Here is a 25,107-nt window from a genome sequence, read left to right as displayed (position 1 = left end):
TCGCCCGGGGCGCCTGACCCCGGGCCGGTCAGGTCAGGCTGTGGCCTTGGTCAGCGCCTGGTCGAGATCCGCGATCAGGTCGTCCGCATCCTCGATGCCGATGGACAGCCGCACCATGTTGGGCGCGGCGCCTGCGGCCTCCTGCTGCTCCGGCGAGAGCTGGCGGTGGGTGGTGGAGGCGGAGTGGATGATCAGCGAGCGCGCGTCGCCGAGGTTGGCCACGTGGCTGAACAGCTCCAGCGAATCCACCAGCTTGACGCAAGCGTCGTAGCCGCCCTTGACCGCGCAGGTGAAGAGCGCGCCCGCGCCCTTCGGGCAGACCGTCGACACCCGGTGGTGATAGGGCGAGGAGGGCAAACCGGCATAGGTGACCTTTTCGATCCGCGGATCGTTCTCGAGCCACTCGGCGACCTTCCTTGCGTTGGCGACGTGCTTCTCCATCCGCAGCGACAGGGTCTCGATCCCCATCAGCGTGTAATGGGCGCCCTGCGGGTTCATCGTCATGCCGAGGTCGCGCAGGCCGACGGCGATGGAGTGGAAGGTAAAGGCCATCGCGCCAAGCGCCGGGTGGAAGGCGAGGCCGTGGTAGGCGGGCTCGGGCTGGCTGAGCGAGGGGAACTTGTCGGAGGCCGACCAGTCGAACTTGCCCGAATCCACCACGCAGCCGCCGGTGACGGTGCCATTGCCGGTCAGGTACTTGGTCGTCGAATGCACCACCAGCGTCGCGCCGAGCGCGATCGGGTTGCACAGGTACGGCGTGGCCGAGGTGTTGTCCACGATCAGCGGCACGCCGGCCTCGTCGGCGATCTTCGCCATCGCCGGGATGTCGGTGATGTAGCCGCCCGGGTTCGCGATGGATTCGCAGAAGATGGCGCGGGTGTTCTCGTCGATGGCGGCGCGGACTGCGTCCTCGTCATCCATGTCGACGAAGGTGCAGGACCAGCCGAAGCGTTTGATGGTCTGGCTGAACTGAGTGATCGTGCCGCCGTAGAGCTTGGTCGAGGCGACGATGTTGAGCCCCGGACCCATCAGCGGGAACAGCGCCATGATCTGCGCCGCGTGGCCGGAGGAGCAGCAGATCGCGCCCGCGCCGCCTTCGAGGTGGCAGATCCGCTCGGCCAGCGCCGAGACGGTGGGGTTGGTCAGCCGCGAATAGATGTAGCCCACTTCCTGCAGGTTGAAGAGCGCGGCGGCGTGTTCGGCATCTCGGAACACATAGGCCGTGGTCTGGTAGATCGGCACCTGGCGGGCGCCGGTTGCCGGATCGGGCGCGGCGCCCGCGTGGATCTGGAGAGTGTCGAAGCCAAGCTGGCGGCCTTCGGTCATGGGGCTGTCCTCCCGTTGGGTTCCCTGCGATGTGGCGCGCACACTAGGCGATGCCCGTGGCGGGAGCAACGGGGGCGACGCGGGCGGGGGGCGGCAAGTCCGTGTTTAAAATGCATAAAACGGAATGTTTATTTCGCGGCGCGCCCGGCGGCGACGGGGCGGTTGTCGAAATCCGGCGATCTTGACCCTGCGGAACTGTGCTAAGGTGGTGATGCGAACAGAAATGGGGGACACCATGACGAAGAATGTGTTTGCCGGCGCCGCGCTTCTGGCGCTGTGCATGGCGCCTGCTCTGGCGGAGACGCCGGAGGAGCGCGGCGAGTACCTGGTGCGCGGTCCGGCCGGGTGCGGCAATTGCCATAGCCCGATGGGACCGGAGGGGCCGATCGCGGAGCAGGAGCTTGCCGGCCGGCTGGTCGAGCAGAACGAGGCCTTCACGGCCATCGCGCCCAACATCACGCCGGCCGGCCGCATCGCGGAGTGGAGCGACGAGGACCTCGGCCGCGCCATCCGCGAGGGGATCCGGCCCGACGGATCGGTGATCGGCCCGCCGATGCCGTTCAGCTTCTACCGCAACCTCTCGGATACCGACGTCGCAGCGATTGTCGCGTTCCTGCGGACGATCCCGGCCGTGGAGCATGATCCGGGCACGTCCGTCTACAATGTCCCGCTGCCGCCCGCCTACGGACCGCCGGTGGAGAGCGTCGCCGACATTCCGCGCGGGGTGACGGTGGAATACGGCGAATACCTCGCCGGGCCGGTGGCGCATTGCATGGAATGCCATACGACCTTCGGCCCCGCCGGACCGATGCTGGAAACCGATTTCGGCCGCGGCGGCTTCGAGTTCCACGGCCCCTGGGGTGTCTCGGTCGCGCCGAACATCACCAGCCACGAGGACGGGCTGGCCGGGTACTCGGACGAGGAGATCGCGACCATGATCACCAAGGGGACCCGGCCCGACGGCTCGCCGATGCTGCCGCCGATGCCGTATGGCTACCTCGCGCAGATGACGGAGGAGGACCTGCAGGCGATTATCCTCTACCTGCGGAGCGTGCCGCCGCTGCCCGACAAGTCCTGATCCATTCCCTTGACGGGGAAGGGCGCCCCGGGTGCGAGCCATCGCGCCCGGGGTCTTTCCTGTGCGTCGCCCCGTGTCGAAGGGGGGAGCGTCCGCCCTTTTCGCTGACCTGTCCGCGACCTGCGCATTGGGGCATTGGCCCTTTCCGTCCGTTCCGGACGGCCCGGGTGCCTTCGGCTTTCCCCATCTGCTCCCGGCCATGGCTTGAGGCAAATCAACGAGGGGACGTGGCTCCTGTGAGAGGATGAATGAGGAAAAGCGAAGAGCAACAGGGGGAGGAAACAATGAAGACGATACTATGGTTGGCCGTTCTTGCGACCTCGGTTGGTGCTGCCACCCTGACCGCGGCCGAGCCTTACATCGAGGCCGGCAAACGGATGGCGGAGGCGAACTGCGCAAACTGCCACAACATCGAGCCCGGCGGTGACTTCAAGCTCTATCCGCCAAGCTTCCAGGCCATCGCGATCTACATGGACCCGCAGGTCATGCGCATGAAGATCATGTACCCCGACCATGCGGTCCTGATGCCGCAGTTCCATACGTTCATGTTCACCGAGAACATCGACAACATCGTCGGATACATTGAAACGCTGGACAAATAGCCGTTCGGTCATGTGAAGGCCTGTCGCCTCGCGTCCTCGTTGCCGGGCACAAGGGAGTTGTCATTTCCTGCGCGCCGTGCAAAATTCAATCAAACGTTTGATTGAATTTTGAGTCGTCATGCCGCAAAGCCCGGAAGACAGCACCAGCCCCTCGGAGCAGACGCGCAAGGCGCTTCTGGATGCCGCCATCACGCTCTTCGGCCGCGAAGGCTTTCGCGGGACTAGCACGCGGGCGATCGCGCAGGCAGCGGAGACCAACGTCGCCTCCATCGCCTATCACTTCGGCAGCAAGGAGGGGCTGCGCATCGCCTGTGGCGCCGCCATCGCCGAGCGGATCGCCGAGGTGGTCGGGCGGGCAGGGGTGCCGGAGGTGGAGACGCCGGAGCAGGCGCTGAAGGTGTTCGAGGCGGTGATTGCCGCCTTCGTGCATTTCCTGCTGCTGGAGCAGGGCAGATCCGATTTCGTCGCCTTCATGATGCGCGAGTTGGCCGAGGACGGCCCGGCGGTCGAGGAGGTCTATCGCGCAGCAATCGAGCCGCGGCACCGGGCGTTCTGCCGGATGTGGGAGGTTGCGACCGGCTGGCCGGCGGAGAGCGAGCGCACCCGGCTCACGGTCTTTTCGCTGATCGGGCAGGTGCTCTATTTCCGGATCGGCCAGAACGTCGTGCAGCGGCGGATGGACTGGGACGGGATGGACGAGGCGCGGGTGCGCCAGATCACGGAGGTGCTGGTGGCCAACCTGCGCGCCAGCTTCGCGGCCAACAGGAGACCCGGGTCATGAGCGATGTCGTCTGTTCGATCCCGCTGATTGCCACGTTCTTTGCCGCCTGCACCGGGTTGCCCCCGCTGGCGACGGGCTACGTGGAGGGCGAGTACCGGCTGATCGCGCCGATCACCACGGCGCAGGTGGAGGAGTTGCGGGTGGCGCGCGGCGACAGGATGGCCGCGGGCGACGTGCTGGCGGTGATGGAAACCCGCGACGCCTCGATCGCCCTTGCCGAGGCGACGGCGGCGTTGGAGGCGGCGGAAAGCGAGCTGTCCAACCTCCGCGAGGGCCGGCGTCAGGAGGAGATCGAGGTGATCGAGGCGACGCTGGCCTCGGCCCAGGCGCTGGTGCGCGAGGCGGAGCGGGAGGTCACCCGCATCGAGGGGCTGGTCGCGCGCCAGATCACGCCGCAGACCGAGCTCGACGATGCGACGACCACGCTCGACGTCGCGCTCGCCCGGGCCGCCGAGGTGGAGGCCAATCTCGCGGTGGCCCGACTTCCCGCCCGCCCGCACGAGATCGAGGCCGCCGAGGCGGCGGTCGCACAGGCGCAGGCGCGGGTGGCCTCGGCCGAGTGGCAACTGGAGCGCCGCACCCTGACCGCGCCGGCCGACGGGGCCGTCTTCGAGGTGCTTCGCACGGCCGGGGAAATCGCCGGGCCGCAGGCGCCGGTGCTGACGATGCTGCCCGACGGCGCGGTCCTGCTGCGGCTCTACGTGCCGCAATCCGAGGTCTCGCAACTTTCCATCGGGTCGGTGCTGGACGTCAATTGCGACGGCTGCCCGGAGGGCCAGACCGCGCAGGTGACCTATGTGGCCGATGCGCCGGAGTTCACCCCGCCGGTGATCTACTCGCTCGATAACCGCCAGAAGCTGGTCTACCTGGTGGAAGCCCGGCCGGACGCCAGCGCGGCGCAGCTGAAGCCGGGGCAGATCGTCGACGTGCGCCTTTCGGAGGCGCCGTCGTGAGCGCGGAGCCGGCCATCCGCGTCGAGGGGCTGGTCAAGCGGTTCGGCGGGCGGGCGGTGGTCGACCACGTCTCGATGAGCGTGAACCGCGGGCAGATCACCGGGTTTCTCGGTCCAAACGGCTCCGGCAAGACGACGATGATCCGGGTGATGTGCGGGCTGCTGACCGCCGACGAGGGCTCGGGCGAGGTGCTGGGCTACAGGCTCGGGCGCGACACACGGCGGATCAAGCGCGAGATCGGTTACATGACGCAGCGCTTCTCGCTCTACGAGGACCTGACGATCCGCGAGAACCTTGCCTTCGTCGCGGGGCTCTACGCGCTGCGCCCGGTGCAGCGGGTGGTGGACGAGGTGCTGGAGGGGCTGGGGCTGACCAGCCGCCAGCACCAGCTCGCTGGCACGCTCTCGGGCGGCTGGAAACAGCGGCTGGCGCTCGCCTCCTGCGTGATGCACAAGCCGCAGCTCCTGCTGCTCGACGAGCCGACCGCCGGTGTCGACCCCAAGGCGCGGCGGGATTTCTGGGAGGAGATCCACCACCTCGCGGCGGGCGGCATGACCGTGCTGGTCTCGACCCATTACATGGACGAGGCGGAGCGCTGCCATTTCGTCAATTACATCTCCTATGGCCGGCTTGTCGCGTCGGGCACCGTGGAGGAGGTGATCGCCCATGCCGGGCTCACGACCTTCCTGCTGGAAGGGCCGATGGACAAGGTCACTGCCGCCGAGCGGATGCTGCGCGGCATGACAGGCGTCGACGAGACCGCGCCCTTCGGCACCTCGCTGCACGTTGTCGGGCGGGACGCGGAGGCGCTCAAGGCGGCGGTGCAGCATGCCGCGGCCGAGACGGGCACCCGGATGAGCGCCACCGAAACGAGCCTGGAGGATGCCTTCATCCGCTTCATGAACCAGTCGACGGACAACATGTCATGAGCTGGTTCTCCCTCCGCCGCCTGAGTGCGCTGCTCCGCAAGGAAGTGATCCAGATGCGGCGCGACCGGATCACGTTTGCCATGATGATCGGCGTGCCGCTGATGCAGCTCATCCTGTTCGGCTTCGCGATCAACAACGACCCCAAGGACCTGCCGGCCGCGCTGGTGGCGCCCACGCAGGACCGCTACTCCCGCGCCATCGTCACCGCGCTGGAGCTGACCGGCTATTACCGGTTCGACCACATCACCAGCTCCGCCGCCGAGGCCGAGGCGCTGATCGAGCGCGGCGCGGTGTCCTTCGTTGTGACCATCCCGTCGGATTTCGACCGCCGGGTGGACCGGGGCGACAACCCGCAGATCCTGATCGAGGCCGACGCCACCGACCCCGCCGTGGCCTCCGGCGCGATCTCGACGCTGGGGCAGGTGGCCTCCGAGGCGCTGCTTCACGAGAGCGGGCAGGACGTGATGGCCGAGGACGCGGCGCGCGGACAGCTCGAGGTGGTGGTTCACCGGCGCTACAACCCCGAGGGGATCACGCAGTACAACATCGTGCCGGGGCTGCTGGGCGTGATCCTGCAGATGACCATGGTGATGATGACCTCCATGGCGCTCACCCGCGAAGTGGAGCGCGGCACGATGGAGAACCTGCTCGCCATGCCGGCGACGGGGCTGGAGATCATGCTCGGCAAGATCCTGCCCTATCTCGGCGTCGGCGCGGTGCAGGTGGCGCTGGTTCTGGGGGCGGCCAAGGCGCTGTTCGGTGTGCCGTTTGTGGGCTCGCTGTGGCTGCTGCTGGTCGGCGTCTTCATCTTCGTGCTGTCGCTGGTGCTGCTGGGCTACACGATCTCCACCGTCGCGCGCACTCAGATGCAGGCGATGCAGCTCACCTTCTTCTTCTTCCTGCCGTCGCTGCTGCTCTCGGGTTTCATGTTTCCCTACCGCGGGATGCCGGGATGGGCTCAGGTTCTGGGCGAGTTCTTCCCGCTCACCCATTTCCTGCGGATGATCCGGGCGGTGATGCTCAAGGGGGCGGACCTGACGAACGTCTCCGCGCCGATGGCGGCGCTGGTCGTCTTCGTGCTGGCCTATGCGCTGCTGGCGCTCACCAGGTTCCGGCGGACGCTGGACTGAGCGGCGCTGCCCGGCCAGATCCTGTCGCTGGCGGGCTATGCGACGGGCCCGCGCCGGGTCATTCTGGCCGGGCATTCCCGACCCCGAGGCCCCGATGTCGAACGATCCGCTGCTGCAACCCTACCGCCTGAAGCACCTGGTGCTCCGCAACCGGATCATGACGACCAGCCACGAACCGGCCTATCCCGAGGAGGGCATGCCCAAGGAGCGCTACATCGCCTATCACGCCGAGCGGGCCAAGGGCGGGGTGGCGCTGGCGATGACGGCGGGCTCCGCCGTGGTCTCGCGCGACAGCCCGCCTGCCTTCAACAACGTGCTGGCTTGGAAGGACGAGGTGGTGCCCTGGATCCGGCGCCTGACCGATGCGCTGCACGAGCACGGCTGCGCGGCGATGATCCAGCTCACGCACCTCGGGCGGCGCACCGGCTGGTCGAAGGGCGACTGGCTGCCCTCGGTCGCGCCGGGGCCGCATTACGAGCCGGCGCACGGCTTCTTCCCGAAGGTGCTCGAGGATTGGGATATCGCCCGCATTATCGCGGATTTTGCTGACGCGGCGGCCCGGATGCAGGACGGCGGGATGGACGGGATCGAGCTGGAGGCCTACGGGCACCTGATCGACAATTTCTGGTCGCCGCTGACCAATGCGCTGGAGGGCGCCTACGGAGGCGGCTCGCTGGAGAGCCGGATGCAGTTCGGCCTCGACGTGCTGGAGGCGATCCGCAAACGCGTCGGGCCGGAGTTCATTGTCGGCGTCCGTTTCACCGCCGACGAGAACGCCCCCGGCGGGATCGACCCGGAGATGGGGCTGGAGATCGCCCGGCGGCTGAAGGCGACGGGGCAGGTGGATTTCCTCAACGTGATCCGCGGGCGCATCCACACCGACCCGGCGCTGACCGAGGTCATTCCGCTGCAGGGGATGCGCAGCGCGCCGCATGTGGATTTCGCCGGCACCGTGCGGGCCGCGACCGGCCTGCCGACCTTCCACGCCGCGCGCATTCCCGACGTGGCGACCGCGCGGCACGCGGTGCAGGCGGGGCTGCTCGACATGGTCGGCATGACCCGCGCCCACATCGCGGAGCCGCATATCGTGCGCAAGATCATGGCCGGGAAGGAAGACGACATCCGCCCCTGCGTCGGCGCGAACTACTGCCTCGACCGGATCTACCAGGGCGGCGAGGCGCTCTGCATGCACAACGCGGCGACAGGGCGGGAGCTGACGATGCCGCACGAGATCGCGCCGGCGGCCTCGCCCCGCAAGGTGGTGATCGTCGGCGCGGGCCCCGGCGGGCTGGAAGCGGCGCGGGTGGCGGCGGAGCGGGGGCATGCCGTCACCGTCTTCGAGGCGGCGGGCGATCCGGGCGGGCAGGTGCGGCTGACGGCGCAATCGGCGCGGCGGCGCGAGATGATCTCGATCATCGACTGGCGGATGGCGCAATGCGCCGCGCGGGATGTCACCTTTCGGTTCAATACCTGGGCGGAAGTCGATGATGTCGCGTCGGAAAATCCGGATGTGGTAATCGTCGCCACGGGTGGCCTGCCGAACACGGAGCTGTTCGAGACCGCGGGCGAGAACGACTTGCTGACCACGACCTGGGACCTGATCGCCGGCGACGTGAAGCCTGCGAAATCTGTGCTGCTCTACGACGAATCCGGCGATCATCCCGGGCTTCAGGCGGCTCAGGTTGCGGCCGAGGCCGGGGCTGCCGTCGAGGTCATGACACCGCATCGGAGTTTCGCGCCCGATATCATGGGGATGAACCTCGCGCCTTACGTCGATGCATTGCAGGCGAAGGGGGCCACCTTCACCGTGGCGCAGCGGCTCGTTGGGGTTGCCCGCGCGGGCAACCGCCTCCGGGCGACCGTCGGGTCGGATTACGGCGGGATGCGGCGGGAGATCGAAGTGGATCAGGTCGTGGTGAACTACGGCACGCGCCCGCTCGACGAGCTCTACTTCGCGCTCCGGCCGCTGTCGTCGAACCTTGGCGAGGTCGACTACGAGGCGCTGATCGCGGGCCGCCCGCAGGAGGTGCGCCGCAACCCGGAGGGCGCGTTCCAGCTTTTCCGTATTGGCGACGCGGTCGCGCCGCGCAATACCCATGCCGCGATCTACGATGCTCTGCGGCTGGTGAAGGACCTCTGATGCGAAGCTCCAAGGTGATCCATGTGGTGTCGGCCCATGCCGAGGGCGAGGTAGGCGACGTGATCGTGGGCGGTGTCGCGCCGCCCCCGGGCGCGACGCTCTGGGAGCAGCGACGCTTCCTGGCCGAGGACGGCGCGCTGCGGAATTTCGTGCTGAACGAGCCGCGGGGCGGGGTGTTCCGCCATGTGAACCTGCTGGTGCCGCCGAAACATACCGAGGCCGATGCCGCCTTCCTGATCATGGAGCCGGAGGACACGCCGCCGATGTCGGGCTCGAACACGATCTGCGTGGCCACGGTGCTGCTCGACACCGGTATCCTGCCGATGACGGAGCCGGTGACCGAACTGCTTCTGGAGGCTCCCGGCGGGCTGGTGAAGGTGCGCGCCGAGTGCCGGGACGGCAAGGCGGAGCGGATCACCCTGCGCAACCTGCCGTCCTTTGCCGCCCGTCTGGACGTGCCGCTGGAGGTGGAGGGGCTGGGGACGCTGACGGTCGATACCGCCTTTGGCGGCGACAGCTTCGTCATCGTCGATGCCCGCGCCCTTGGCTTCGCGATCCGGCCCGACGAGGCCCGCGACCTGGCGCAGCTCGGCGTGCGGATCACCGCAGCGGCCAATGCGCAGCTCGGCTTTCATCACCCGCTGAACCCGGACTGGCGCCATATCTCCTTCTGCAACTTCGCCGCGCCGCTGGAGGCGGTGACCGACGGGTTCGCCAGCCGCTCGGCGGTCTGGATCCAGCCGGGCAAGATCGACCGCTCGCCGACCGGGACGGGGGTGTCGGCCCGCATGGCGGTTCTGGCGGCGCGCGGGCATTTGCGCGAGGGGCAGTGCCTGAGTGTGCGCTCGATCATCGACTCGCTCTTCGTCGGGCGGCACGCCGGCGATACGAAGGTCGGGTCTCTTCCCGCGATCCAGCCCGAGATCAGCGGCCGCGGCTGGGTCACCGGCACCCACCAGCACATGCTCGATCCGTCCGATCCCTGGCCGGGCGGCTATCGGCTGGGCGACACCTGGGGGCAGGCGACCGGCTGAGACGGCGGCCCGCGCTCTGGTCAACTCGCGGGGAACATGCAAGGTTTCGCGCGGCCGAGGGCCGAACCCAGGAACAGAGCGAGTATTTCAAATGCATATTGCCATGATCGGCGTCGGGATGGTGGCCCGCACGCATGCCGACGCCATCGCCGCCACGTCCGGCCGCCTGAGCCTCCGCGGGGTGCTTTCCGCACGGCAGGAGCGCGCCGAGGCCTTCGCCGCCTCGGTGACGGAGACGCTCGGGGCCGCGCCGAAGGTCTATGCCGACCTGGCGGAGCTGGCCGCTGACGACGGCGTCGACTTCGTGCTGGTCTGCACGCCGCCGGACGCGCGGATCGAGATCATGAAGACGCTCGCGGCGGCCGGGAAGCCGATCCTGCTCGAGAAGCCGCTGGAACGCGACAGCGCCGCCGCGCTGCAGGTTGTCGAGATCTGCGAGGCGGCGGGCGTGCCGCTCGGCGTGGTGTTCCAGCACCGGATGCGGGAGAGCTCGCAGAAGGCCGCGGAGATCGTCGAGAGCGGGGTGCTCGGCCCGATCGCGCTGGTCGAGACCACGATCCCCTGGTGGCGGCCGCAGAGCTACTACGACGAGCCCGGCCGCGGCACCTATGCCCGCGATGGCGGTGGCGTGATGATGACCCAGGGCATCCATACGATGAACCTGATGCTGTCGCTCACCGGCCCGGTGACGACGGTGCAGGCGATGACCCGCACCACCGGGATGCACAAGATGGAAGCGGAGGATTTTGTCACCGCGGGGCTCGAGTTCGCCTCCGGGGCCGTGGGATCGCTGGTGGCGTCCACCGCGAGCTACCCGGGCGGGGCGGAATCCATCGTCCTGCATGGCCGGGACGGCAGCCTGCGCCTCACCTCGCGGCAGATCGTGCTCGATTGGCAGGACGGCCGGCAGGAGGTCATCGACACGGGCACCAACGGCGGCTCGGGTGGCGGCGCCAACCCGATGGCCTTTACCCACGGGTGGCACCAGGCCGTCATCGAGGATTTCGCCGAGGCGCTCGCCGCGGGGCGTCCGCCCAAGGTCACCGGCCGCGAGGCGCTCGACGTCCATCGGCTGATCGACGCGGTGGTCGAATCCTCGCGCCAGAAGCGCGCGCTGCGGCTTGAAGACCTGGCCTAGGCCCGGTGGTTCAGGCGCACCGACAGGCGGCCAGCAATGTGACCGCCTGTCGGTTTGCCAGTGATATGTCGGAAATGGGTATTTGAGCCAAGAAGACGTGTCCTCCTACTCTTCCTGGTCCAAATACCCATGGTCCCCGCGTGCCAAGTGTCATGCCTTCGATGTCGAGCGCGACGCAAGACAGGCCGGCGGCGGGATTGGGATCAGCCGACGATCATCTGCTTGAGCTTCAAGGTCTCGTATTCGAGCTCGCGCAGGCGGAATTTCACGACGTCGCCGATGGAGATCATCCCGGCGATATGATCGCCATCGAGCACCGGGATGTGACGGAAGCGGCCCTCGGTCATGCGGTGCAGCAGCTCCAGCAGCGGCGTGTCGGGCGAGGCCGTGACGACCTTGGTTGTCATCAGGTCGCCTGCGGTCTCGTCGAAGGTGTTGTCCGGCTCGTCCGCGAACCCGCGAACGATGTCGCGTTCCGTCAGGATGCCGACCATGTGGCCGTTCTGATCCTTCACCACCACCGAGCCGATCCCGTGTTCCTTCATCACCTCGGTGACGCGATGGATGGAATCGGTGGGACGGACGGCAATGACGTCATGCCCCTTGGAGGCCAGGATGGTCTCTGCGGTCGCCTTGGACGGGCCTGTCACCGCCGCCTCGACCGACTGGCTGTGCGTGTGAGGGTTCTCGTGGCCGAAGTGGGGGGCGTTTTTCTTGGATACCATCGCTTTCTCACTTTTTCGTTTCAGCGTCCGATCTTGAGCGGGACGGGGAAGGGCGCTCTGCTCCCTCCGAGGTATCTTAGACCCAGTTCCGGCCCATCCCACAGAAGATTTTTCGCGGGTCCGCCATGTCGCGCTGTCTAGGCTGGCGCCGGACGGCGCGGGGGCAAACGAAAACGGGCCGGGGAATGCCCCGGCCCGCGATGGTGCGATGCAGGTCGGCTCAGCCGCCGAAATCGTCGAGCATGATGTCCTCGCGGTCCACGCCCAGGTCCAGCAGCATGTTGATCACCGACTGGTTCATGATCGGGGGACCGCACATGTAGTATTCGCAATCCTCCGGCGCCGGGTGGTTCTTGAGGTATTCCTCGAAGAGCACGTTGTGGATGAAGCCGGTGTAGCCGCCCCAGTTGTCTTCGGGCAGGGCGTCGGACAGCGCGACGTGCCAGGTGAAGTTCGGGTTCTCGGCCGCGAGCTGGTCGAAATCCTCGACGAAGAACATCTCCCGCTTGGACCGCGCGCCGTACCAGAAGGTGATCTTGCGGTCGGTCTTGAGCCGCTTGAGCTGGTCGAAGATGTGGCTGCGCATCGGCGCCATGCCGGCGCCGCCGCCGATGAAGACCATCTCCTTCTTGGTGTCGCGGGCGAAGAACTCGCCGAACGGGCCGGAGATGGTGACCTTGTCGCCCGGCTTGAGGTTGAAGATGTAGCTCGACATCTTGCCCGGCGGGATCCCCTGGCTGCCCGGCGGCGGCGAGGCCACGCGGACGTTGAGCATGATGATGCCCTTTTCCTCGGGGTAGTTGGCCATGGAGTAGGCGCGCTCCACCGGCTCGTCGACCTTGGATTCGTACTGCCAGAGGTTGAAGCGGTCCCAGTCCTCCCGGTATTCCTCCTCGACGTCGAAGTCGGTGTACTTCAGCTCGTGGGCCGGGGCCTCGATCTGGATATAGCCGCCGGCGCGGAAGTTGACGTTCTCACCCTCGGGCAGCTCGAGCACGAGCGCCTTGATGAAGGTCGCGACGTTCTCGTTGGAGCGCACGGTGCACTCCCACTTCTTGACGCCGAAGACCTCTTCGGGGACCTCGATGTCCATGTCCTGTTTGACCGCCACCTGGCACGAGAGGCGGTCGCCGCAGGCGGCCTCGCGCTTGGTGATGTGGGTCTCTTCGGTGGGCAGGATGGAGCCGCCGCCGGAGTGGACGCGCACCCGGCACTGGGCACAGGTGCCGCCGCCGCCGCAGGCGGAGGGGACGAAGAGCTTCTGCTCGGCCAGCGTCTGCAGCAGCTTGCCGCCGGCGGGCACGTGGATCGTCTTTTCGCCGTTGATCGTGATCGCCACGTTGCCGCTGGAGACCAGACGCGAGCGGGCGAGCATGATCACGGTGACCAGCGCCAGCACGATCAGGGTGAAGAGGGCAACGCCCAGGATGAAAGTGGTCATCTTGCGCCTCCCGTCAAAGTTTCACGCCGCTGAAGGACATGAAGCCCATGGCCATCAGGCCCGCGGTGATGAAGGTGATGCCGAGGCCCTGCAGCCCGTCGGGGATGTCGGAGTACTTCAGCTTCTCGCGCACGCCGGCCATGGCGGTGATCGCCAGCGCCCAGCCGAAGCCGGAGGAGGCGCCGTAGGTGACCGACTCGGCGAAGCCGTAGTCACGCTCCACCATGAAGAGCGAGCCGCCGAGGATGGCGCAGTTCACGGTGATCAGCGGCAGGAAGATGCCGAGCGCGTTGTAGAGCGGCGGGAAGTACTTATCGAGCACCATCTCGAGGATCTGCACCATGGCGGCGATGACGCCGATGTAGGAGATCAGGCCGAGGAAGGTGAGGTCGACGTCGCCGAAGCCGGCCCATTCGAGCGCGCCGGGCTTGAGCAGGCCGTTCAGGATCAGGTTGTTGGCCGGCACGGTGATGGTCTGCACCACCATGACGGAGATGCCGAGGCCGAGCGCGGTGGAGATCTTCTTGGACACGGCGATGAAGGTGCACATGCCGAGGAAGAAGGAGAGCGCAAGGTTCTCGACGAAGATGGCCTTAACGGCAAGGGAGATCAGTCCCTCCATCAGTGCGCCTCCACGGTCTGGATCTTGAATTCACGGTCTTCGACCTGCTCGGGCTTCCAGGTGCGGAAGGCCCAGATGATGAGGCCGATGATGAAGAAGGCCGAGGGCGGCAGCAGCAGCATGCCGTTCGGAACGTACCAGCCGCCGTTGTTGACGGTCGGCAGGACGGTGATGCCGAAGAGCGTGCCGGCGCCGAAGAGCTCGCGGACAAAACCCACCAGCATCAGGATCAGGCCGTAGCCGAGCCCGTTGCCGACACCGTCGATGAAGCTGTCGATCGGCGGGTTTTTCATGGCGAAGGCTTCGGCGCGGCCCATCACGATGCAGTTGGTGATGATCAGGCCCACGAAGACCGAGAGGGTCTTGGAGATCTCGTAGAGATAGGCCTTGAGGATCTGGTCCACCAGGATCACGAGGCTGGCGATGATCACCATCTGCACGATGATCCGGATCGAGCCGGGGATGTGGTTCCGCAGCATCGAGATGAACATCGAGGAGAAGGCCGTCACGAAGATCACGGCGAGCGCCATGACGAAGGAGACCTTGAGAGAGGATGTCACCGCGAGGGCCGAGCAGATGCCCAGCACCTGCAGCGTGATCGGGTTGTTGTCGACCAGCGGGTCGACCAGGTAGGTGCGTCGGGTCTGCGCCATCACACGTCTCCCGCCTTGAGGTTTTCGAGGAAGGGGGCGAAGCCGTTTTCGCCCATCCAGAAGCGAACGAGGTTGTCGACGCCGACGGAAGTCAGCGTGGCGCCGGCCAGCGCGTCGACCTGGTGGTTCTCCATGTCAGGCGAGGGCAGGCCCTTGGACACGGTGATCTTCAGCGCCCCGCTGTCGTCACGCAGTTCCTTGGCGCGCCATTGCGCCTTCCAGGCCGGGTTGTCGACCTCGGCGCCAAGGCCGGGGGTTTCGGCATGGTCGTAGAACTGCAGGCCGTAGATCTGGTTGCCGTCGTCTTCCAGCGCGATGAAGCCGTAGAGCGTGGACCACAGGCCGTAGCCGTGGATCGGCAGGATGATCTTGTCGAGGTTACCGGCCTCGTCGTTAAGCAGGTAGACCGTGGCGAAGTTGGTCTGCCGGCCGATGCCCGCGGGGTCCTCGTCCAGCGCACGCGACAGCTCCGGATCCGATGCCGCAGCGCGGTCGTCGAACTGGGTTGCGTCGAACTCGTCGGTGAAGGTGCCGGACCGCAGGTCGACGACGCGCGGTTCGAAGGCCGCGAAGGCCTCCTCGATGTCTTCGCCGGCGTCGTAGAGGCCGGCGACCTGCAGAATGTTGATCCGCTTGTCGTTGAGTTTGTTGGCTTCCTGCAGCGGGCGCAGGTTCACTGCGGCGAAGGCCACGACCATGGAGCAGAACAGGCAGAGCGCCGCGGCGACGAAGATCGTCTTGGGCACCGAGTCCACGGGGAGCGCCTTCCAGCGGGCGAGGAAGCCCTGGTTCTCGTCTTGCTCAGGCATTGCGCTTTGCCCTCCGCGTGATGTTGGCCCGCACGACGAACCAGTCGATCAGCGGGGCGAAGATGTTTGCGAACAGGATGGCCAGCATCATGCCTTCCGGGAAGGCCGGGTTGATGACGCGGATCATGACGACCATGAAGCCGATCAGCACGCCGTACCAGAAGCGGCCCACGTTGGTGTGCGAGGCGGTCACCGGCTCGGTGACCATGAAGGCGAGGCCGAAGGCCCAGCCGCCCAGCACCATGTGCCACCAGAAGGGCATGCCGAACATCGGGTTGGTGTCCGATCCGATCAGGTTCAGCAGCAGGCTGAAGCCGATGGTGCCGGCGGTGCAGCCCACAACCAGGCGCCAGTTGGCGATCTTGGTGACCAGCAGGAAGGCGAGGCCGATCATGCACATCACGAAGGAGGTTTCCCCCAGGCAGCCCTGGATGGTGCCCCAGAAGGCGCTCCAGAAGGTGATGTCGTAGTTGGCGAGGCCCGGAACGCCCTCGGCGGCGGTGATGCCGAGCGCGGTGGCGCCGGAGAATCCGTCGACCGGGGTCCAGATCGCGTCGCCCGACATCTGCGCGGGGTAGGCGAAGTAGAGGAAGGCGCGGGCCACGAGCGCGGGGTTGAGGAAGTTTTTCCCCGTGCCGCCAAAGACTTCCTTGCCGATCACGACACCGAAGGAGATGCCGAGCGCGACCTGCCAGAGCGGCGCGGAGGCGGGCAGGATCAGCACGTAGAGGATCGAGGTGACGAAGAAGCCCTCGTTGACCTCATGGCCGCGGATCACGGCGAAAAGGATTTCCCAGAACAGGCCGACGACCATCGTGACGACGTAGATCGGCAGGAAATACAGGAAGCCGTGGAACATGCTGGAGAGGATGTTGTCGGGGTTCAGCCCGAAACCGATCGCCTGCATGAGCCCGATGCGCCAGCCGGTCATCGCCTCCTCGCCGATCGCGGCGAGTGCCACGTTGGCCTGGTGACCGGTGTTCCACATGCCGAAGAACAGGCAGGGCATGGTCGCCAGGAAGACGTAGATCATGATGCGCTTCATGTCCGAATAGGTCCGGGCATGCGGCGCGACGGTGGAGACCGTCTTGGGCGAATAGAAGAAACTCTCGACCGCCTCGTAGAGCGGGAAGTACTTCTCGTACTGCCCTCCCTTCTCGAAATGCGGTTCGATCTTGTCGAAGACCCCACGAACGAACTTCATCGCTCAGCCCTCCTTCTCGATCTTGGTCAGGCTGTCGCGAAGCGCCATCCCGTATTCGTACTTGGCCGGACAGGCGAAGGTGCAGAGCGCGAGGTCTTCCTCGTCGAGCTCCAGCGCACCGAGCGCCTGCGCGGTGTCGGTGTCCATCACCAGAAGCGACCGCAGGAGCTGCGTTGGCAGGAAATCCTGCGGCATCAGCTCCTCGAAGATGCCGATCGGCACCATGGCGCGGCGGCCGCCGTGAAGGTTCGAGCCCATGTCGAACTTCCCGGCCCGGTTGAAGGCCGAGGCCAGCACCGGCAGGAAGGCGAACTGGTCCCGACGCGGGGCGATCCAGCCCATGAAGGTCTGCTTCTTGTCCTCGGTGATCAGCGTCACGCCGCGGGCGTAGCGGCCGAGGAAGTCGAACGGGCCACCGTCCGACATCCGGCCCGTCAGGACCGAGCCGGAGATGACACGCACCGGCCCGTCGCCGGTCACTTCGCCGGCGGTCAGGTCGGAGAGGTTGGCGCCGACGTTGGTGCGCACCAGCCGCGGATTGGCGGCGCGGGGGCCGGCTAGAGCGATGACGCGCGCGCAATCGAGAAAGCCGGTCTGCATCAGCCGGCCGACGGCGATCACGTCCTGCCAGCCGATGGTCCAGACCGTGCGGCTGGACGACGGCGTGTCGAGGTAGTGCATGTGGGTGCCGGCAAGCCCGGCGGGATGCGGGCCGGCGAAGGTCGCGACCTCGACACCGGGCACGTCGCCGCCGGGAATCGCGGCCCCCGGCGCGTGGCAGAGCCAGGTCTTGCCCTCGGAGAGCTGCGCGATGGCCGCAAGGCCGGCGCTGAAGGCGTCCGGCGATTCCGCGATCACGACCGCCGGATCGGAGGCGAGCGGCTCGGTGTCCATCGCGGTCACGTAGATCGCGGCGGGCCGGGTCGCGGGATCGGGGATGTGCGAATAGGGGCGGGTGCGGAACGAGGTCCAGAGGCCCGAACGGCAGAGCTTGTCGACGATTGCCTGCGGCTCCGCGTCGGCCGGCAGGGCGCCGAAATCGACACCCTGGTCAAAGATGTCGTCTACGTCGATCACGACGCTCTGCAGGACCCGGCGAGCGCCGCGGTTGATCGCCCGCACGCGCCCCGTCGCCGGCGCGGTGAAGACCACGTCGGGAGTGTCCTTGTGCCGGTAGAGCGGGTCGCCGCGGCGCACGCTGTCGCCCTCGGCGACGATCATCCCGGGCTTGAGCCCGAGCGTGTCGGCGCCGATCACGGCGACGGAAGCGATCTCCGGCCCGTCGTGTATCTGCTGGTCTGGTTCCCCGCTGATCGGCAGGTCCAGGCCCTTCTTGAAGGTGAATTCGGCCATGTGTTCCGCTGCGCTGTCCATTTCGGTACGATCATACTCCCGATCCGCGTCCGACATTACCTGCGCCAGGGTCTGGCGTCACGCCATGCATGGGCATGCGGATGAGTTCCGACCCTCTTAGCGGCGCTCACGCTGCGGTGCAACAAGCTGCACGTGGGCCAATTGCCTCAACCGGGGCATCTGCCGCAGTCATGGGCGCGGCGGTCGCGTTGACAGACCGGTGGAAAAGGTGCCAGACCCCCGGCGACATGAATTGAACAGATGCGGGACTATCGCCATGCGGCTTCTCTACGTGCTTCCCCTGGGCCTGTTGCTGACGGGGTGTTTCGACGAGGAGACAGGGGAAACCTACCGCCTGGAAGGCGAAACCATGGGCACGACCTATCATGTCGTCGCCGTGGACGTGCCCGAGGACGTGACCGAAACCCAGCTCGCCGTCGCCGTCGAGGAGACGCTGGAGGCGGTCAACGCCTCGATGTCGAACTGGGACCCGAATTCGGAGGTCTCACTGTTCAACGCCGATACCGGGACCGCCCCGGTGGAGATTTCGGCCGAGTTCGCCCATGTGATGGCCGCCGCCAACGACATACACGCCATGTCGAACGGCAAGTTCGACGTGACGCTGTTCCCGCTGATCGAGCTCTGGGGCTTCGGCGCCAAGAAACCGGGCGACCCGATTCCCTCCGACGCGGAGATCGCCGCGGCGCTGGAGCATGTCGGGCAGGCGCGGTTCCTGACGCTGGACGAGGGCACGCTTGCCAAGTCGGACCCGGCGGTTTCGGTGAACCTGTCGGCCATCGCCAAGGGCTACGGCAACGACGCGGTGGCGGAGGCCCTGCGCGGCTTCGGGGTGGAAAACTACCTGGTGGAAATCGGCGGCGACCTGGTGGCCGCGGGCGTCAACGACAAGGGCGAGCCCTGGAAGATCGGCATCGAGACGCCCGACGCTTCCTCCAACGCGGTCGAGATGGTGCTGCCGGTCTCCGATCTCGGCATGGCGACGAGCGGCGATTACCGCAACTTCTTCGAGCAGGACGGCGTGCGCTATTCCCACCTGATCGACCCGACCACGGGCCGGCCCGTCACCCACCGCGCCACCTCGGTCACGGTGCTGGCGGAGAGCGGCATGATGGCCGATGCGCTCGCGACGGCGATGATGGTGCTGGGCGAGGAAGAGGGCATGGCGGTGGCCGAGGCCAACGATCTCGCGGTGTTCTTCATCTCGCGCGCCGAGGCCGGCGCCGATCAGGAATACGTGAAACAGGCCAGCCCGGCGTTTGAAAAGCTGCGCGCAGGCGAATAAGTTCGACGCAGCCCGACACAAGGATCCCTGACCATGGCCACTTTCGCGCTCGCCTTCGTCCTGCTCGCCCTCGTCATCGGCGGCATGTCCATCGGCGTCATGCTGGTGGGGCCCCGGATGCGCATCAAGGGAAGCTGCGGCGGGCTCAACGCGATCTCGGGCGCCGACAAATGCGTGGTCTGCCAGAAGGACATCGACCCCGACAGCCCGCTGCGCGACAAGCTTCAGTGCAAGCGGGCGCAGAAGATCGTCGAAGAGATGTGACGATCACATTTCCAGCGGGATGAAGGCCAGGGCGGCGAAGGCGATCAGCGCCGGCACGCCGTAGAGCCACGCCTTGGCCACCCACCGCGGACCCTGGGCTTTCCAGTTCTGGCGAAATGCCCTTCCGGCAAAGACCATGACCAGCAGGAGCAGCGTCGCCGTCAGCGGCGTGAGGGTGAGCGTGTCGGGCATCGGGACCTTCGGAAGCGCGGAACGTCGCCCGGATGGCACAGATGCCACCCGGATTCCAGTGCCTGGCGTCAGTCCTCGTCGGACTCTTCCTCCGCGAACTTCTCCGCGTGGGCGGCGATCTCGGCCCGCGTCGCGGTGATCAGCACGTCGTGGTCGGGCTCGGAGAGCAGCCGGGCGCCATCGGCCTCGACCGCGGCGCAGAAGGCGCGGTTCGCCTTGTCGGTGACGATCAGCAGCGTCATGCCCAGCTTGCCGGTGTCGCCCTTGCCGACGCTGCGGACGGAGACGTAGTCGACCTCCGGCGTGCGGGGCAGGCGGCGCAGCATCAGGTCGACGGCCGCCGCGGCGCGGTAGCGCTCGGCGACCAGCGCAGCGATGTCGACCAGCTTGCGCGGCACGTAGGCGATCCGCTTGCCGACCTCCGGCGCCTTGAAGTCGAGAACGCCTTCGAGCGACAGCTCGTTACCTTCGGCCGGCTTGCGGCGCGCGGCCGCGTCGGCCGAGCCGCCCTCGATCCGCTCGAACAGCTCGAAGCCCTTGGCGCTCTGCACGCCGAAGCGGGTGTCGACGATGGTCCGGACCAGGAAGGCGTAATCCTCGCGCCCCTCGGAGATCTTCATGCTGGAGGCGCCGCCGAGCTGGACCATGGCCTCGGGGGGCATCCGGGAGGCGGCGGCGAGGCCGAAGCCGAGATGGGTCGGGTCCGAGAGCTGCAGGGAGATCCGGGCGATGTCGCGGGTCACGGCGAGGTCGTCCGCCGCGTCCATCGGCGCGGTCAGTTCCGCCATGATCTCCGTGATCGCGTCGTCATCGACCACTTCGAGAGCGGGCAGGGCGGCGATCCACTGCGCCAGGTAGGTCGTCAGGTCCGAAGAATCCTCGAGTTCGAAGAACCGGGCGTCGAGCGCCTCCATCTCCGGGGCGATGCCGCCCTCGAACCCGGTCAGCTTCTGGGCCTTGCGGGGGTGGCGAGATACCCAACGCCGCATGTCGTCGAAGATCTTGCGGTATTCGCCCGCACCGGCAGCGCGCAGCCCCTTGGAGACGTCGGACAGGATGAAATCGAGATTGGCGAGGCTGTTGCCGACGAACTGGGAATGGCCGCCGTCCATCACCTGCGCGAAATAATAGTCGCAGTGATAGAGCTGGATGGCCTCCTGCGGGATGTCGTTCCGGGAATAGAGACCGCCCGACACCAGGTGATTGACGTAGTCGACCACGGCCGCGACGAGGCGATGCGGCTCGTCTTCCAGGGCTTCGATGGCGGAACGGGGCACGACGATGCTGTCCAGACGGCGGCTGCCGCTCTGTTGGCTGGAGTGTCTCCCCGAACTCGCCGGTCGGAGTCGGGCGAAGAGCTTCTGGAACATGGGAACCTCAAGAATCGTGCGGGCTGGGCCGTCTCCGCATCTAACGCCCTGAGGTTGGCGAATTTGTGGTCGGCGGGTGGCCTCATTCCGAACAGTCGCCCGGAAAGGCCGTGTTTGGTGCCGTATGCGCAACCATGGCGCGAAAAAATCGTGGAAATTCGGTGGACGACGGGCCGGGTGGGCCGGCCCGTCGGGGAATGGTCACTCCTCGGCGAAGACCCGGCCGAAGATCGTATCGACGTGCTTGGTGTGGTAGCCGAGGTCGAATTTCTCGTTGATCTCCTCCTCGGAGAGTGCCGCGCGCACTTCCTCGTCGGCCAGAAGTTCCTCGCGGAAATCGGTGCGGTGGTCCCAGACCTTCATCGCGTTGCGCTGGACCAGCCGATAGGCGTCCTCGCGGCTCACGCCCGCCTGGGTCAGCGCCAGCAGGACGCGCTGCGACATGACCAGGCCGGGGAACTTGTTCATGTTGTCGAGCATGTTCTCCGGGTAGACCAGCAGCTTGTCGATGACGCTGGTCAGCCGCGCCAGCGCGAAGTCGAGCGTGATCGTGGTGTCCGGGCCGATGTTCCGCTCGACCGAGGAATGGGAGATGTCGCGCTCGTGCCAGAGCGCCACGTTCTCCATTGCCGGGATCACCGCCATCCGCACCAGCCGGGCAAGGCCGGTGAGGTTCTCGGTCAGCACCGGGTTCTTCTTGTGCGGCATCGCGCTGGAGCCCTTCTGGCCCATCGAGAAGAACTCCGCCGCTTCCAGCACCTCGGTGCGCTGCATGTGGCGGATCTCGATGGCGATGTTCTCGACCGAGCTGGCAACGACGCCGAGCGTGGCAAAGAAGGCGGCGTGCCGGTCGCGCGGGATCACCTGCGTCGAGATCGGCTCGGGCACGAGGCCCAGCTTGGCGCAGACATGCTCCTCGACCGCCGGGTCGATGTTGGCGAAAGTGCCGACCGCGCCGGAGATCGCGCCGGTGGCGATCTCGGCCCGGGCGTCGCGCAGGCGGGAGAGGTTGCGGTCCATCTCGGCGTAGAAGCGCGCGAAGGTCAGGCCCATGGTCGTGGGCTCGGCGTGGATGCCGTGGGAGCGGCCGATGCGGACGGTGTCCTTGTGCTCGTAGGCGCGGCGCTTGAGCGCGGCGAGCAGCCCCTTCATGTCCTCGATCAGGATGTCGGCGGCGCGCACCAGCTGCACGTTGAAGCAGGTGTCGAGCACGTCGGAGGAGGTCATGCCCTGGTGGACGAACCGCGCCTCATCGTTGCCGATGATCTCGGCCAGGTGGGTGAGAAAGGCGATGACGTCGTGCTTGGTGACGGCTTCGATCTCGTCGATCCGGGCGACGTCGAACTCGACGTCCTTCGCCTTCCAGACGGCTTCGGCATTCGCCTTGGGGATCACGCCGAGCTCGGCCTGGGCGTCGCAGGCATGGGCCTCGATCTCGTACCAGATGCGGAATTTCGTCTCGGGCGACCAGATGGCGACCATCTCGGGGCGGGAATAACGGGGGATCATCGGCGGGCCCTCGGCGTGATTGTTGGCGCGATTGTCGAACGCGTCCGGGCATAGAGGCTTCGGCATGGCTCGGCAAGCGGTCTGCGGGGCGGGGGCAGCGGCCGATCGGCGCGGAGGCGGGGCGCGCATTTCCGCACAGGCGCCCTGCGGCCGGGCACGGAACAATTCGGCCGGCGCGGGCCTACATCCCCTGAAGCGAAGAGACATTCTTAGGAGACGCAAGATGACGGATAGCAGCAAATTGTTCGAACCGGTCAGGATGGGGGCGGTGGAACTGCCCAACAGGATCCTGATGGCGCCGCTCACCCGCAACCGCGCACACCCGGACGGAACGCCGAAGGAGCTGGCCGCGACCTATTACGCGCAGCGCGCCAGCGCCGGGCTGCTGCTGACGGAGGCGACGCAGATCTCGGCGATGGGCAAGGGCTATCTGGACACGCCGGGCATCTACGCGCCGGAGCATGTCGCCGCCTGGAAGACCATCACCGATGCGGTCCATGCCGCGGGCGGGCGGATCTTTGTCCAGCTCTGGCATGTCGGCCGGATCAGCCATTCCTCGCTGCTGCCCGACGGGCGCGCGCCGGTCTCGTCCTCCGCCGTTCGGGCCGAGGCGCAGACCTTCACCGCCAAGGGGTTCGAGCCGGTCTCCGAGCCGGAGGCGCTGAGCGCGGAGGGCATCGCCGAGGTGATCGCCGATTATCGCCACGCTGCCGAGATGGCGAAACAGGCCGGGTTCGACGGGGTCGAGATCCACGCCGCCAACGGTTACCTGCTCGACCAGTTCCTGCAGGATGGCGTCAACCGGCGCGAGGATGCCTATGGCGGCTCGGTCGAGAACCGGATGCGTCTTCTGTCCGAGGTCATCGACGTGGTGTCGGAGGTGTGGGACCGCGACCGGATCGGCGTGCGCCTGTCGCCGCTGGGCCAGGCCAACGACATCCGCGACAGCGATCCCGAGGGGCTGTTCGGCCCGGTCTACGAGATGATCGGCGGCAAGGGGCTGGCCTATCTCCACGTCGTCGAGGCCTTCCCGGGGTCGGACGCCAGCGAGGCGGACCGCGCGCTGCTCGGACGCCTGCGGGCCCGCTACGATGGTTTCTACATGGCCAACGGCGGCTATGACGGCGAGGGTGCGGCGGAAGCCGTGGCGAGCGGCCACGCGGACGCCGTCAGCATCGGGCGCGCCTTCATCGCCAATCCCGACCTGCCGGAGCGCCTGCGCCGGGGAGCTGCGCTGAACGCGCCGGACCAGTCCACCTTCTACGGCGGCGGCGCGGAGGGCTACGTGGACTATCCCTTCCTCGACAGCGACCGCACGGCGGCCTGACCGTCCTGACAACGCCCCGCGGAGATCCCGCGGGGCGTCTGCGTCTTGCCTCCGCCGCGCCGCCCTGCGATCAACGGATGCGTCCCGGGACGGGACGAACCGGGCAGGGGAGACGCATGGACGAGGTCAAAGCGCCGCAGCTTGAGGATTTCGCCGGGCTCTGGCGGCTGGAACGGCGGATCGACGATCACCGCGCCGGCGTTGTGATGCGGCTGGAGGGCGAGGCGCGTTTCACGCCCCGGGACGCGGGCCTCGACTACAGCGAAACCGGCACCCTGATCGCCCCCGGCGCGCCGCCCCTGCAGGCCACGCGCCGCTATCGCTGGATGGCGCAAGGCGCAGATATCGAAGTCTTTTTCGAGGATGGACGGCCCTTTCATACCTTCCGGCCCGGCGGCGCCCCTTCCGCTTCGCATTGGTGCGACCCCGACAGCTATCGCGTCGCCTATGAGTTCTCGGCATGGCCGGCATGGTCGAGCCGCTGGAGCGTCGACGGGCCGCGGAAGAATTACACGATGCAAAGCTGGTATCACCCTACGTGATCTTGCGGTGCGCGCTGCTTTGCGGCACATCTGGCGAGGACAATCCATACGTACGAGGAGATCGGGGATATGGCCCAGGCAACTTTCGACAAGGCCCTTGTGGAGGCGATCGGCCCCAGCGAGGGAACCGCGCTGCGCATCAAGCAGGCGGTGCTGGTGGTGCTGGGCATCGCCCTGCTGGCGATTTCGGCGCAGATCAAGTTCCCGGTTCCCGGCTCGCCGGTGCCGGTCAGCCTCGGCACATTCGGCGTGCTGACCATCGCCGCCGCCTATGGCCCGCGCCTCGGCCTGACCACCATGCTCGGCTGGATGCTGATCGGTGCACTCGGCTTCGACGTCTTCGCAGGCACCTCGGCGGAAATGAATGGCCTTGAGTACATGATGGGCGGCACCGGCGGCTACCTCGTGGGCTACGTGCTGGCCACCGTCGCGCTCGGCTGGTTCGCCCGCTTCGGCTGGGACCGCTCGGCGCCCAAGATGGCCGTCGCCATGCTGGTCGGCAACGCGCTGATCTACGTGCCCGGCCTGCTGTGGCTCGGCCAGCTCTACGGCTGGGACCAGCCGATTCTGGCCTGGGGCCTGACCCCGTTCCTCGTCGGCGACGCGCTGAAGCTGGCGCTGGCTGCGATGCTGCTGCCGGCCGTCTGGAAGCTGGTGGGCAAGGCCCGCGGCTGATCGGCGA

Annotated in this window: 25 protein-coding genes; 14 read left to right on the top strand and 11 right to left on the bottom strand. The window is 67.1% G+C overall.

What is annotated here, in order from left to right; all coding sequences use genetic code 11:
* Positions 1-33: 33 nt before the first annotated feature.
* Positions 34-1,326 carry an O-acetylhomoserine aminocarboxypropyltransferase/cysteine synthase family protein gene (locus CHB86_RS05530; RefSeq protein ID WP_089232019.1) on the bottom strand — a complete coding sequence of 431 codons (1,293 nt, stop codon included), beginning with the start codon at positions 1,324-1,326 and terminating at the stop codon, positions 34-36.
* A gap of 235 nt (positions 1,327-1,561) precedes the next feature.
* Between CHB86_RS05530 and CHB86_RS05525 the strand changes: the two genes are divergently transcribed.
* The 9 genes from CHB86_RS05525 (at position 1,562) to CHB86_RS05485 (ending at position 11,111) form a co-directional block, all read left to right on the top strand.
* On the top strand, positions 1,562-2,404 hold the full coding sequence (locus tag CHB86_RS05525; RefSeq protein WP_245837758.1) for a c-type cytochrome: 843 nt from the start codon (positions 1,562-1,564) through the stop codon (positions 2,402-2,404).
* Between the two features lie 284 nt (positions 2,405-2,688).
* Positions 2,689-3,006: a c-type cytochrome gene (locus tag CHB86_RS05520; protein WP_176442783.1), complete on the top strand. Its 318-nt coding sequence runs from the start codon at positions 2,689-2,691 to the stop codon at positions 3,004-3,006.
* Positions 3,007-3,124: 118 nt separating this feature from the next.
* Positions 3,125-3,787, top strand: a complete 663-nt coding sequence (locus CHB86_RS05515; protein ID WP_089232017.1) for a CerR family C-terminal domain-containing protein — start codon at positions 3,125-3,127, stop codon at positions 3,785-3,787.
* A complete protein-coding gene (locus CHB86_RS05510) occupies positions 3,784-4,740 on the top strand; it encodes an HlyD family secretion protein (protein WP_089232016.1) in 957 nt (318 codons plus the stop codon). The genes CHB86_RS05515 and CHB86_RS05510 overlap by 4 nt, the downstream gene beginning before the upstream one ends.
* A complete protein-coding gene (locus tag CHB86_RS05505; protein WP_245837756.1) occupies positions 4,737-5,669 on the top strand; it encodes an ABC transporter ATP-binding protein in 933 nt (310 codons plus the stop codon). Before CHB86_RS05510 ends, CHB86_RS05505 begins: the two co-directional genes overlap by 4 nt.
* On the top strand, positions 5,666-6,799 hold the full coding sequence (locus CHB86_RS05500; RefSeq protein WP_089232015.1) for an ABC transporter permease: 1,134 nt from the start codon (positions 5,666-5,668) through the stop codon (positions 6,797-6,799). Before CHB86_RS05505 ends, CHB86_RS05500 begins: the two co-directional genes overlap by 4 nt.
* A gap of 94 nt (positions 6,800-6,893) precedes the next feature.
* The gene (locus CHB86_RS05495; protein WP_089232014.1) at positions 6,894-8,939 is read left to right on the top strand and encodes an NADH:flavin oxidoreductase; all 2,046 of its coding nucleotides are present in this window, start codon (positions 6,894-6,896) and stop codon (positions 8,937-8,939) included.
* Positions 8,939-9,973, top strand: coding sequence for a trans-3-hydroxy-L-proline dehydratase (locus tag CHB86_RS05490; RefSeq protein ID WP_089232013.1), 1,035 nt, complete (start codon positions 8,939-8,941; stop codon positions 9,971-9,973). Before CHB86_RS05495 ends, CHB86_RS05490 begins: the two co-directional genes overlap by 1 nt.
* 91 nt (positions 9,974-10,064) lie before the next feature.
* Complete coding sequence (locus CHB86_RS05485) at positions 10,065-11,111, top strand: Gfo/Idh/MocA family protein (RefSeq protein ID WP_089232012.1); 1,047 nt, start codon at positions 10,065-10,067, stop codon at positions 11,109-11,111.
* Positions 11,112-11,314: 203 nt separating this feature from the next.
* On the opposite strand, the gene CHB86_RS05480 is transcribed toward CHB86_RS05485, so the two are convergent.
* The 7 genes from CHB86_RS05480 to CHB86_RS05450 all read right to left on the bottom strand — a co-directional run bounded on the left by CHB86_RS05480 (position 11,315) and on the right by CHB86_RS05450 (position 17,918).
* Complete coding sequence (locus CHB86_RS05480; protein WP_089232011.1) at positions 11,315-11,836, bottom strand: CBS domain-containing protein; 522 nt, start codon at positions 11,834-11,836, stop codon at positions 11,315-11,317.
* A gap of 220 nt (positions 11,837-12,056) precedes the next feature.
* Positions 12,057-13,277 (bottom strand): NADH:ubiquinone reductase (Na(+)-transporting) subunit F, encoded by a 1,221-nt coding sequence (gene nqrF / locus CHB86_RS05475; RefSeq protein ID WP_089232010.1) that lies wholly within the window; start codon positions 13,275-13,277, stop codon positions 12,057-12,059.
* 13 nt (positions 13,278-13,290) lie between these two features.
* Positions 13,291-13,899: an NADH:ubiquinone reductase (Na(+)-transporting) subunit E gene (gene nqrE / locus CHB86_RS05470; RefSeq protein ID WP_089232009.1), complete on the bottom strand. Its 609-nt coding sequence runs from the start codon at positions 13,897-13,899 to the stop codon at positions 13,291-13,293.
* The gene (locus CHB86_RS05465) at positions 13,899-14,552 is read right to left on the bottom strand and encodes an NADH:ubiquinone reductase (Na(+)-transporting) subunit D (RefSeq protein ID WP_089232008.1); all 654 of its coding nucleotides are present in this window, start codon (positions 14,550-14,552) and stop codon (positions 13,899-13,901) included. Before CHB86_RS05465 ends, nqrE begins: the two co-directional genes overlap by 1 nt.
* Positions 14,552-15,361, bottom strand: coding sequence for a Na(+)-translocating NADH-quinone reductase subunit C (locus CHB86_RS05460; RefSeq protein WP_089232007.1), 810 nt, complete (start codon positions 15,359-15,361; stop codon positions 14,552-14,554). Before CHB86_RS05460 ends, CHB86_RS05465 begins: the two co-directional genes overlap by 1 nt.
* Positions 15,354-16,565 (bottom strand): NADH:ubiquinone reductase (Na(+)-transporting) subunit B, encoded by a 1,212-nt coding sequence (locus CHB86_RS05455; RefSeq protein WP_089232006.1) that lies wholly within the window; start codon positions 16,563-16,565, stop codon positions 15,354-15,356. Before CHB86_RS05455 ends, CHB86_RS05460 begins: the two co-directional genes overlap by 8 nt.
* Before the next feature lie 3 nt (positions 16,566-16,568).
* Positions 16,569-17,918 (bottom strand): Na(+)-translocating NADH-quinone reductase subunit A, encoded by a 1,350-nt coding sequence (locus CHB86_RS05450; protein ID WP_089232570.1) that lies wholly within the window; start codon positions 17,916-17,918, stop codon positions 16,569-16,571.
* A 277-nt stretch (positions 17,919-18,195) separates the two neighbouring features.
* On the opposite strand from CHB86_RS05450, the gene CHB86_RS05445 reads away from it, so the two are divergent.
* Together CHB86_RS05445 and CHB86_RS05440 are read left to right on the top strand one after the other, a co-directional pair.
* The gene (locus CHB86_RS05445) at positions 18,196-19,221 is read left to right on the top strand and encodes an FAD:protein FMN transferase (RefSeq protein WP_089232005.1); all 1,026 of its coding nucleotides are present in this window, start codon (positions 18,196-18,198) and stop codon (positions 19,219-19,221) included.
* 33 nt (positions 19,222-19,254) lie between these two features.
* Positions 19,255-19,485 (top strand): (Na+)-NQR maturation NqrM, encoded by a 231-nt coding sequence (locus CHB86_RS05440; protein WP_089232004.1) that lies wholly within the window; start codon positions 19,255-19,257, stop codon positions 19,483-19,485.
* A 3-nt stretch (positions 19,486-19,488) separates the two neighbouring features.
* Here CHB86_RS05440 and CHB86_RS05435 read toward each other — a convergent pair whose 3' ends face one another.
* The 3 genes from CHB86_RS05435 to purB form a co-directional block, all read right to left on the bottom strand.
* Positions 19,489-19,677: a hypothetical protein gene (locus CHB86_RS05435; protein ID WP_089232003.1), complete on the bottom strand. Its 189-nt coding sequence runs from the start codon at positions 19,675-19,677 to the stop codon at positions 19,489-19,491.
* A 68-nt stretch (positions 19,678-19,745) separates the two neighbouring features.
* On the bottom strand, positions 19,746-20,954 hold the full coding sequence (locus CHB86_RS05430) for a DMP19 family protein (RefSeq protein ID WP_176442782.1): 1,209 nt from the start codon (positions 20,952-20,954) through the stop codon (positions 19,746-19,748).
* A 294-nt stretch (positions 20,955-21,248) separates the two neighbouring features.
* The gene (gene purB / locus CHB86_RS05425) at positions 21,249-22,556 is read right to left on the bottom strand and encodes an adenylosuccinate lyase (protein ID WP_089232569.1); all 1,308 of its coding nucleotides are present in this window, start codon (positions 22,554-22,556) and stop codon (positions 21,249-21,251) included.
* A gap of 223 nt (positions 22,557-22,779) precedes the next feature.
* On the opposite strand from purB, the gene CHB86_RS05420 reads away from it, so the two are divergent.
* The 3 genes from CHB86_RS05420 to CHB86_RS05410 all read left to right on the top strand — a co-directional run bounded on the left by CHB86_RS05420 (position 22,780) and on the right by CHB86_RS05410 (position 25,100).
* On the top strand, positions 22,780-23,883 hold the full coding sequence (locus tag CHB86_RS05420) for an alkene reductase (RefSeq protein WP_089232001.1): 1,104 nt from the start codon (positions 22,780-22,782) through the stop codon (positions 23,881-23,883).
* 116 nt (positions 23,884-23,999) lie between these two features.
* Entirely contained in the window at positions 24,000-24,425 is a 426-nt protein-coding gene (locus CHB86_RS05415) for a DUF6314 family protein (protein ID WP_089232000.1), read from the top strand.
* Between the two features lie 69 nt (positions 24,426-24,494).
* Positions 24,495-25,100: a biotin transporter BioY gene (locus CHB86_RS05410; RefSeq protein WP_089231999.1), complete on the top strand. Its 606-nt coding sequence runs from the start codon at positions 24,495-24,497 to the stop codon at positions 25,098-25,100.
* Positions 25,101-25,107 lie beyond the last annotated feature (7 nt).

The organism is Tropicimonas sediminicola, from assembly GCF_900188335.1.
Classification (GTDB): domain Bacteria; phylum Pseudomonadota; class Alphaproteobacteria; order Rhodobacterales; family Rhodobacteraceae; genus Tropicimonas; species Tropicimonas sediminicola.
Note: the sequence above shows the minus strand (reverse complement) of the source record. Positions and strands in the feature narration are given on the sequence as shown.

Coding starts and splice junctions, on each gene's coding strand:
- purB (WP_089232569.1), bottom strand. CDS start 22,556: ATGATCCCCCGTTATTCCCGCCCCGAGATGGTCGCCATCTGGTCGCCC.
- CHB86_RS05495 (WP_089232014.1), top strand. CDS start 6,894: ATGTCGAACGATCCGCTGCTGCAACCCTACCGCCTGAAGCACCTGGTG.
- CHB86_RS05460 (WP_089232007.1), bottom strand. CDS start 15,361: ATGCCTGAGCAAGACGAGAACCAGGGCTTCCTCGCCCGCTGGAAGGCG.
- CHB86_RS05510 (WP_089232016.1), top strand. CDS start 3,784: ATGAGCGATGTCGTCTGTTCGATCCCGCTGATTGCCACGTTCTTTGCC.
- CHB86_RS05415 (WP_089232000.1), top strand. CDS start 24,000: ATGGACGAGGTCAAAGCGCCGCAGCTTGAGGATTTCGCCGGGCTCTGG.
- CHB86_RS05435 (WP_089232003.1), bottom strand. CDS start 19,677: ATGCCCGACACGCTCACCCTCACGCCGCTGACGGCGACGCTGCTCCTG.
- CHB86_RS05450 (WP_089232570.1), bottom strand. CDS start 17,918: ATGGCCGAATTCACCTTCAAGAAGGGCCTGGACCTGCCGATCAGCGGG.
- CHB86_RS05490 (WP_089232013.1), top strand. CDS start 8,939: ATGCGAAGCTCCAAGGTGATCCATGTGGTGTCGGCCCATGCCGAGGGC.
- CHB86_RS05485 (WP_089232012.1), top strand. CDS start 10,065: ATGCATATTGCCATGATCGGCGTCGGGATGGTGGCCCGCACGCATGCC.
- CHB86_RS05465 (WP_089232008.1), bottom strand. CDS start 14,552: ATGGCGCAGACCCGACGCACCTACCTGGTCGACCCGCTGGTCGACAAC.
- nqrF (WP_089232010.1), bottom strand. CDS start 13,277: ATGACCACTTTCATCCTGGGCGTTGCCCTCTTCACCCTGATCGTGCTG.
- CHB86_RS05520 (WP_176442783.1), top strand. CDS start 2,689: ATGAAGACGATACTATGGTTGGCCGTTCTTGCGACCTCGGTTGGTGCT.
- CHB86_RS05420 (WP_089232001.1), top strand. CDS start 22,780: ATGACGGATAGCAGCAAATTGTTCGAACCGGTCAGGATGGGGGCGGTG.
- CHB86_RS05530 (WP_089232019.1), bottom strand. CDS start 1,326: ATGACCGAAGGCCGCCAGCTTGGCTTCGACACTCTCCAGATCCACGCG.
- CHB86_RS05445 (WP_089232005.1), top strand. CDS start 18,196: ATGCGGCTTCTCTACGTGCTTCCCCTGGGCCTGTTGCTGACGGGGTGT.
- CHB86_RS05455 (WP_089232006.1), bottom strand. CDS start 16,565: ATGAAGTTCGTTCGTGGGGTCTTCGACAAGATCGAACCGCATTTCGAG.
- nqrE (WP_089232009.1), bottom strand. CDS start 13,899: ATGGAGGGACTGATCTCCCTTGCCGTTAAGGCCATCTTCGTCGAGAAC.
- CHB86_RS05500 (WP_089232015.1), top strand. CDS start 5,666: ATGAGCTGGTTCTCCCTCCGCCGCCTGAGTGCGCTGCTCCGCAAGGAA.
- CHB86_RS05525 (WP_245837758.1), top strand. CDS start 1,562: ATGACGAAGAATGTGTTTGCCGGCGCCGCGCTTCTGGCGCTGTGCATG.
- CHB86_RS05480 (WP_089232011.1), bottom strand. CDS start 11,836: ATGGTATCCAAGAAAAACGCCCCCCACTTCGGCCACGAGAACCCTCAC.
- CHB86_RS05515 (WP_089232017.1), top strand. CDS start 3,125: ATGCCGCAAAGCCCGGAAGACAGCACCAGCCCCTCGGAGCAGACGCGC.
- CHB86_RS05440 (WP_089232004.1), top strand. CDS start 19,255: ATGGCCACTTTCGCGCTCGCCTTCGTCCTGCTCGCCCTCGTCATCGGC.
- CHB86_RS05410 (WP_089231999.1), top strand. CDS start 24,495: ATGGCCCAGGCAACTTTCGACAAGGCCCTTGTGGAGGCGATCGGCCCC.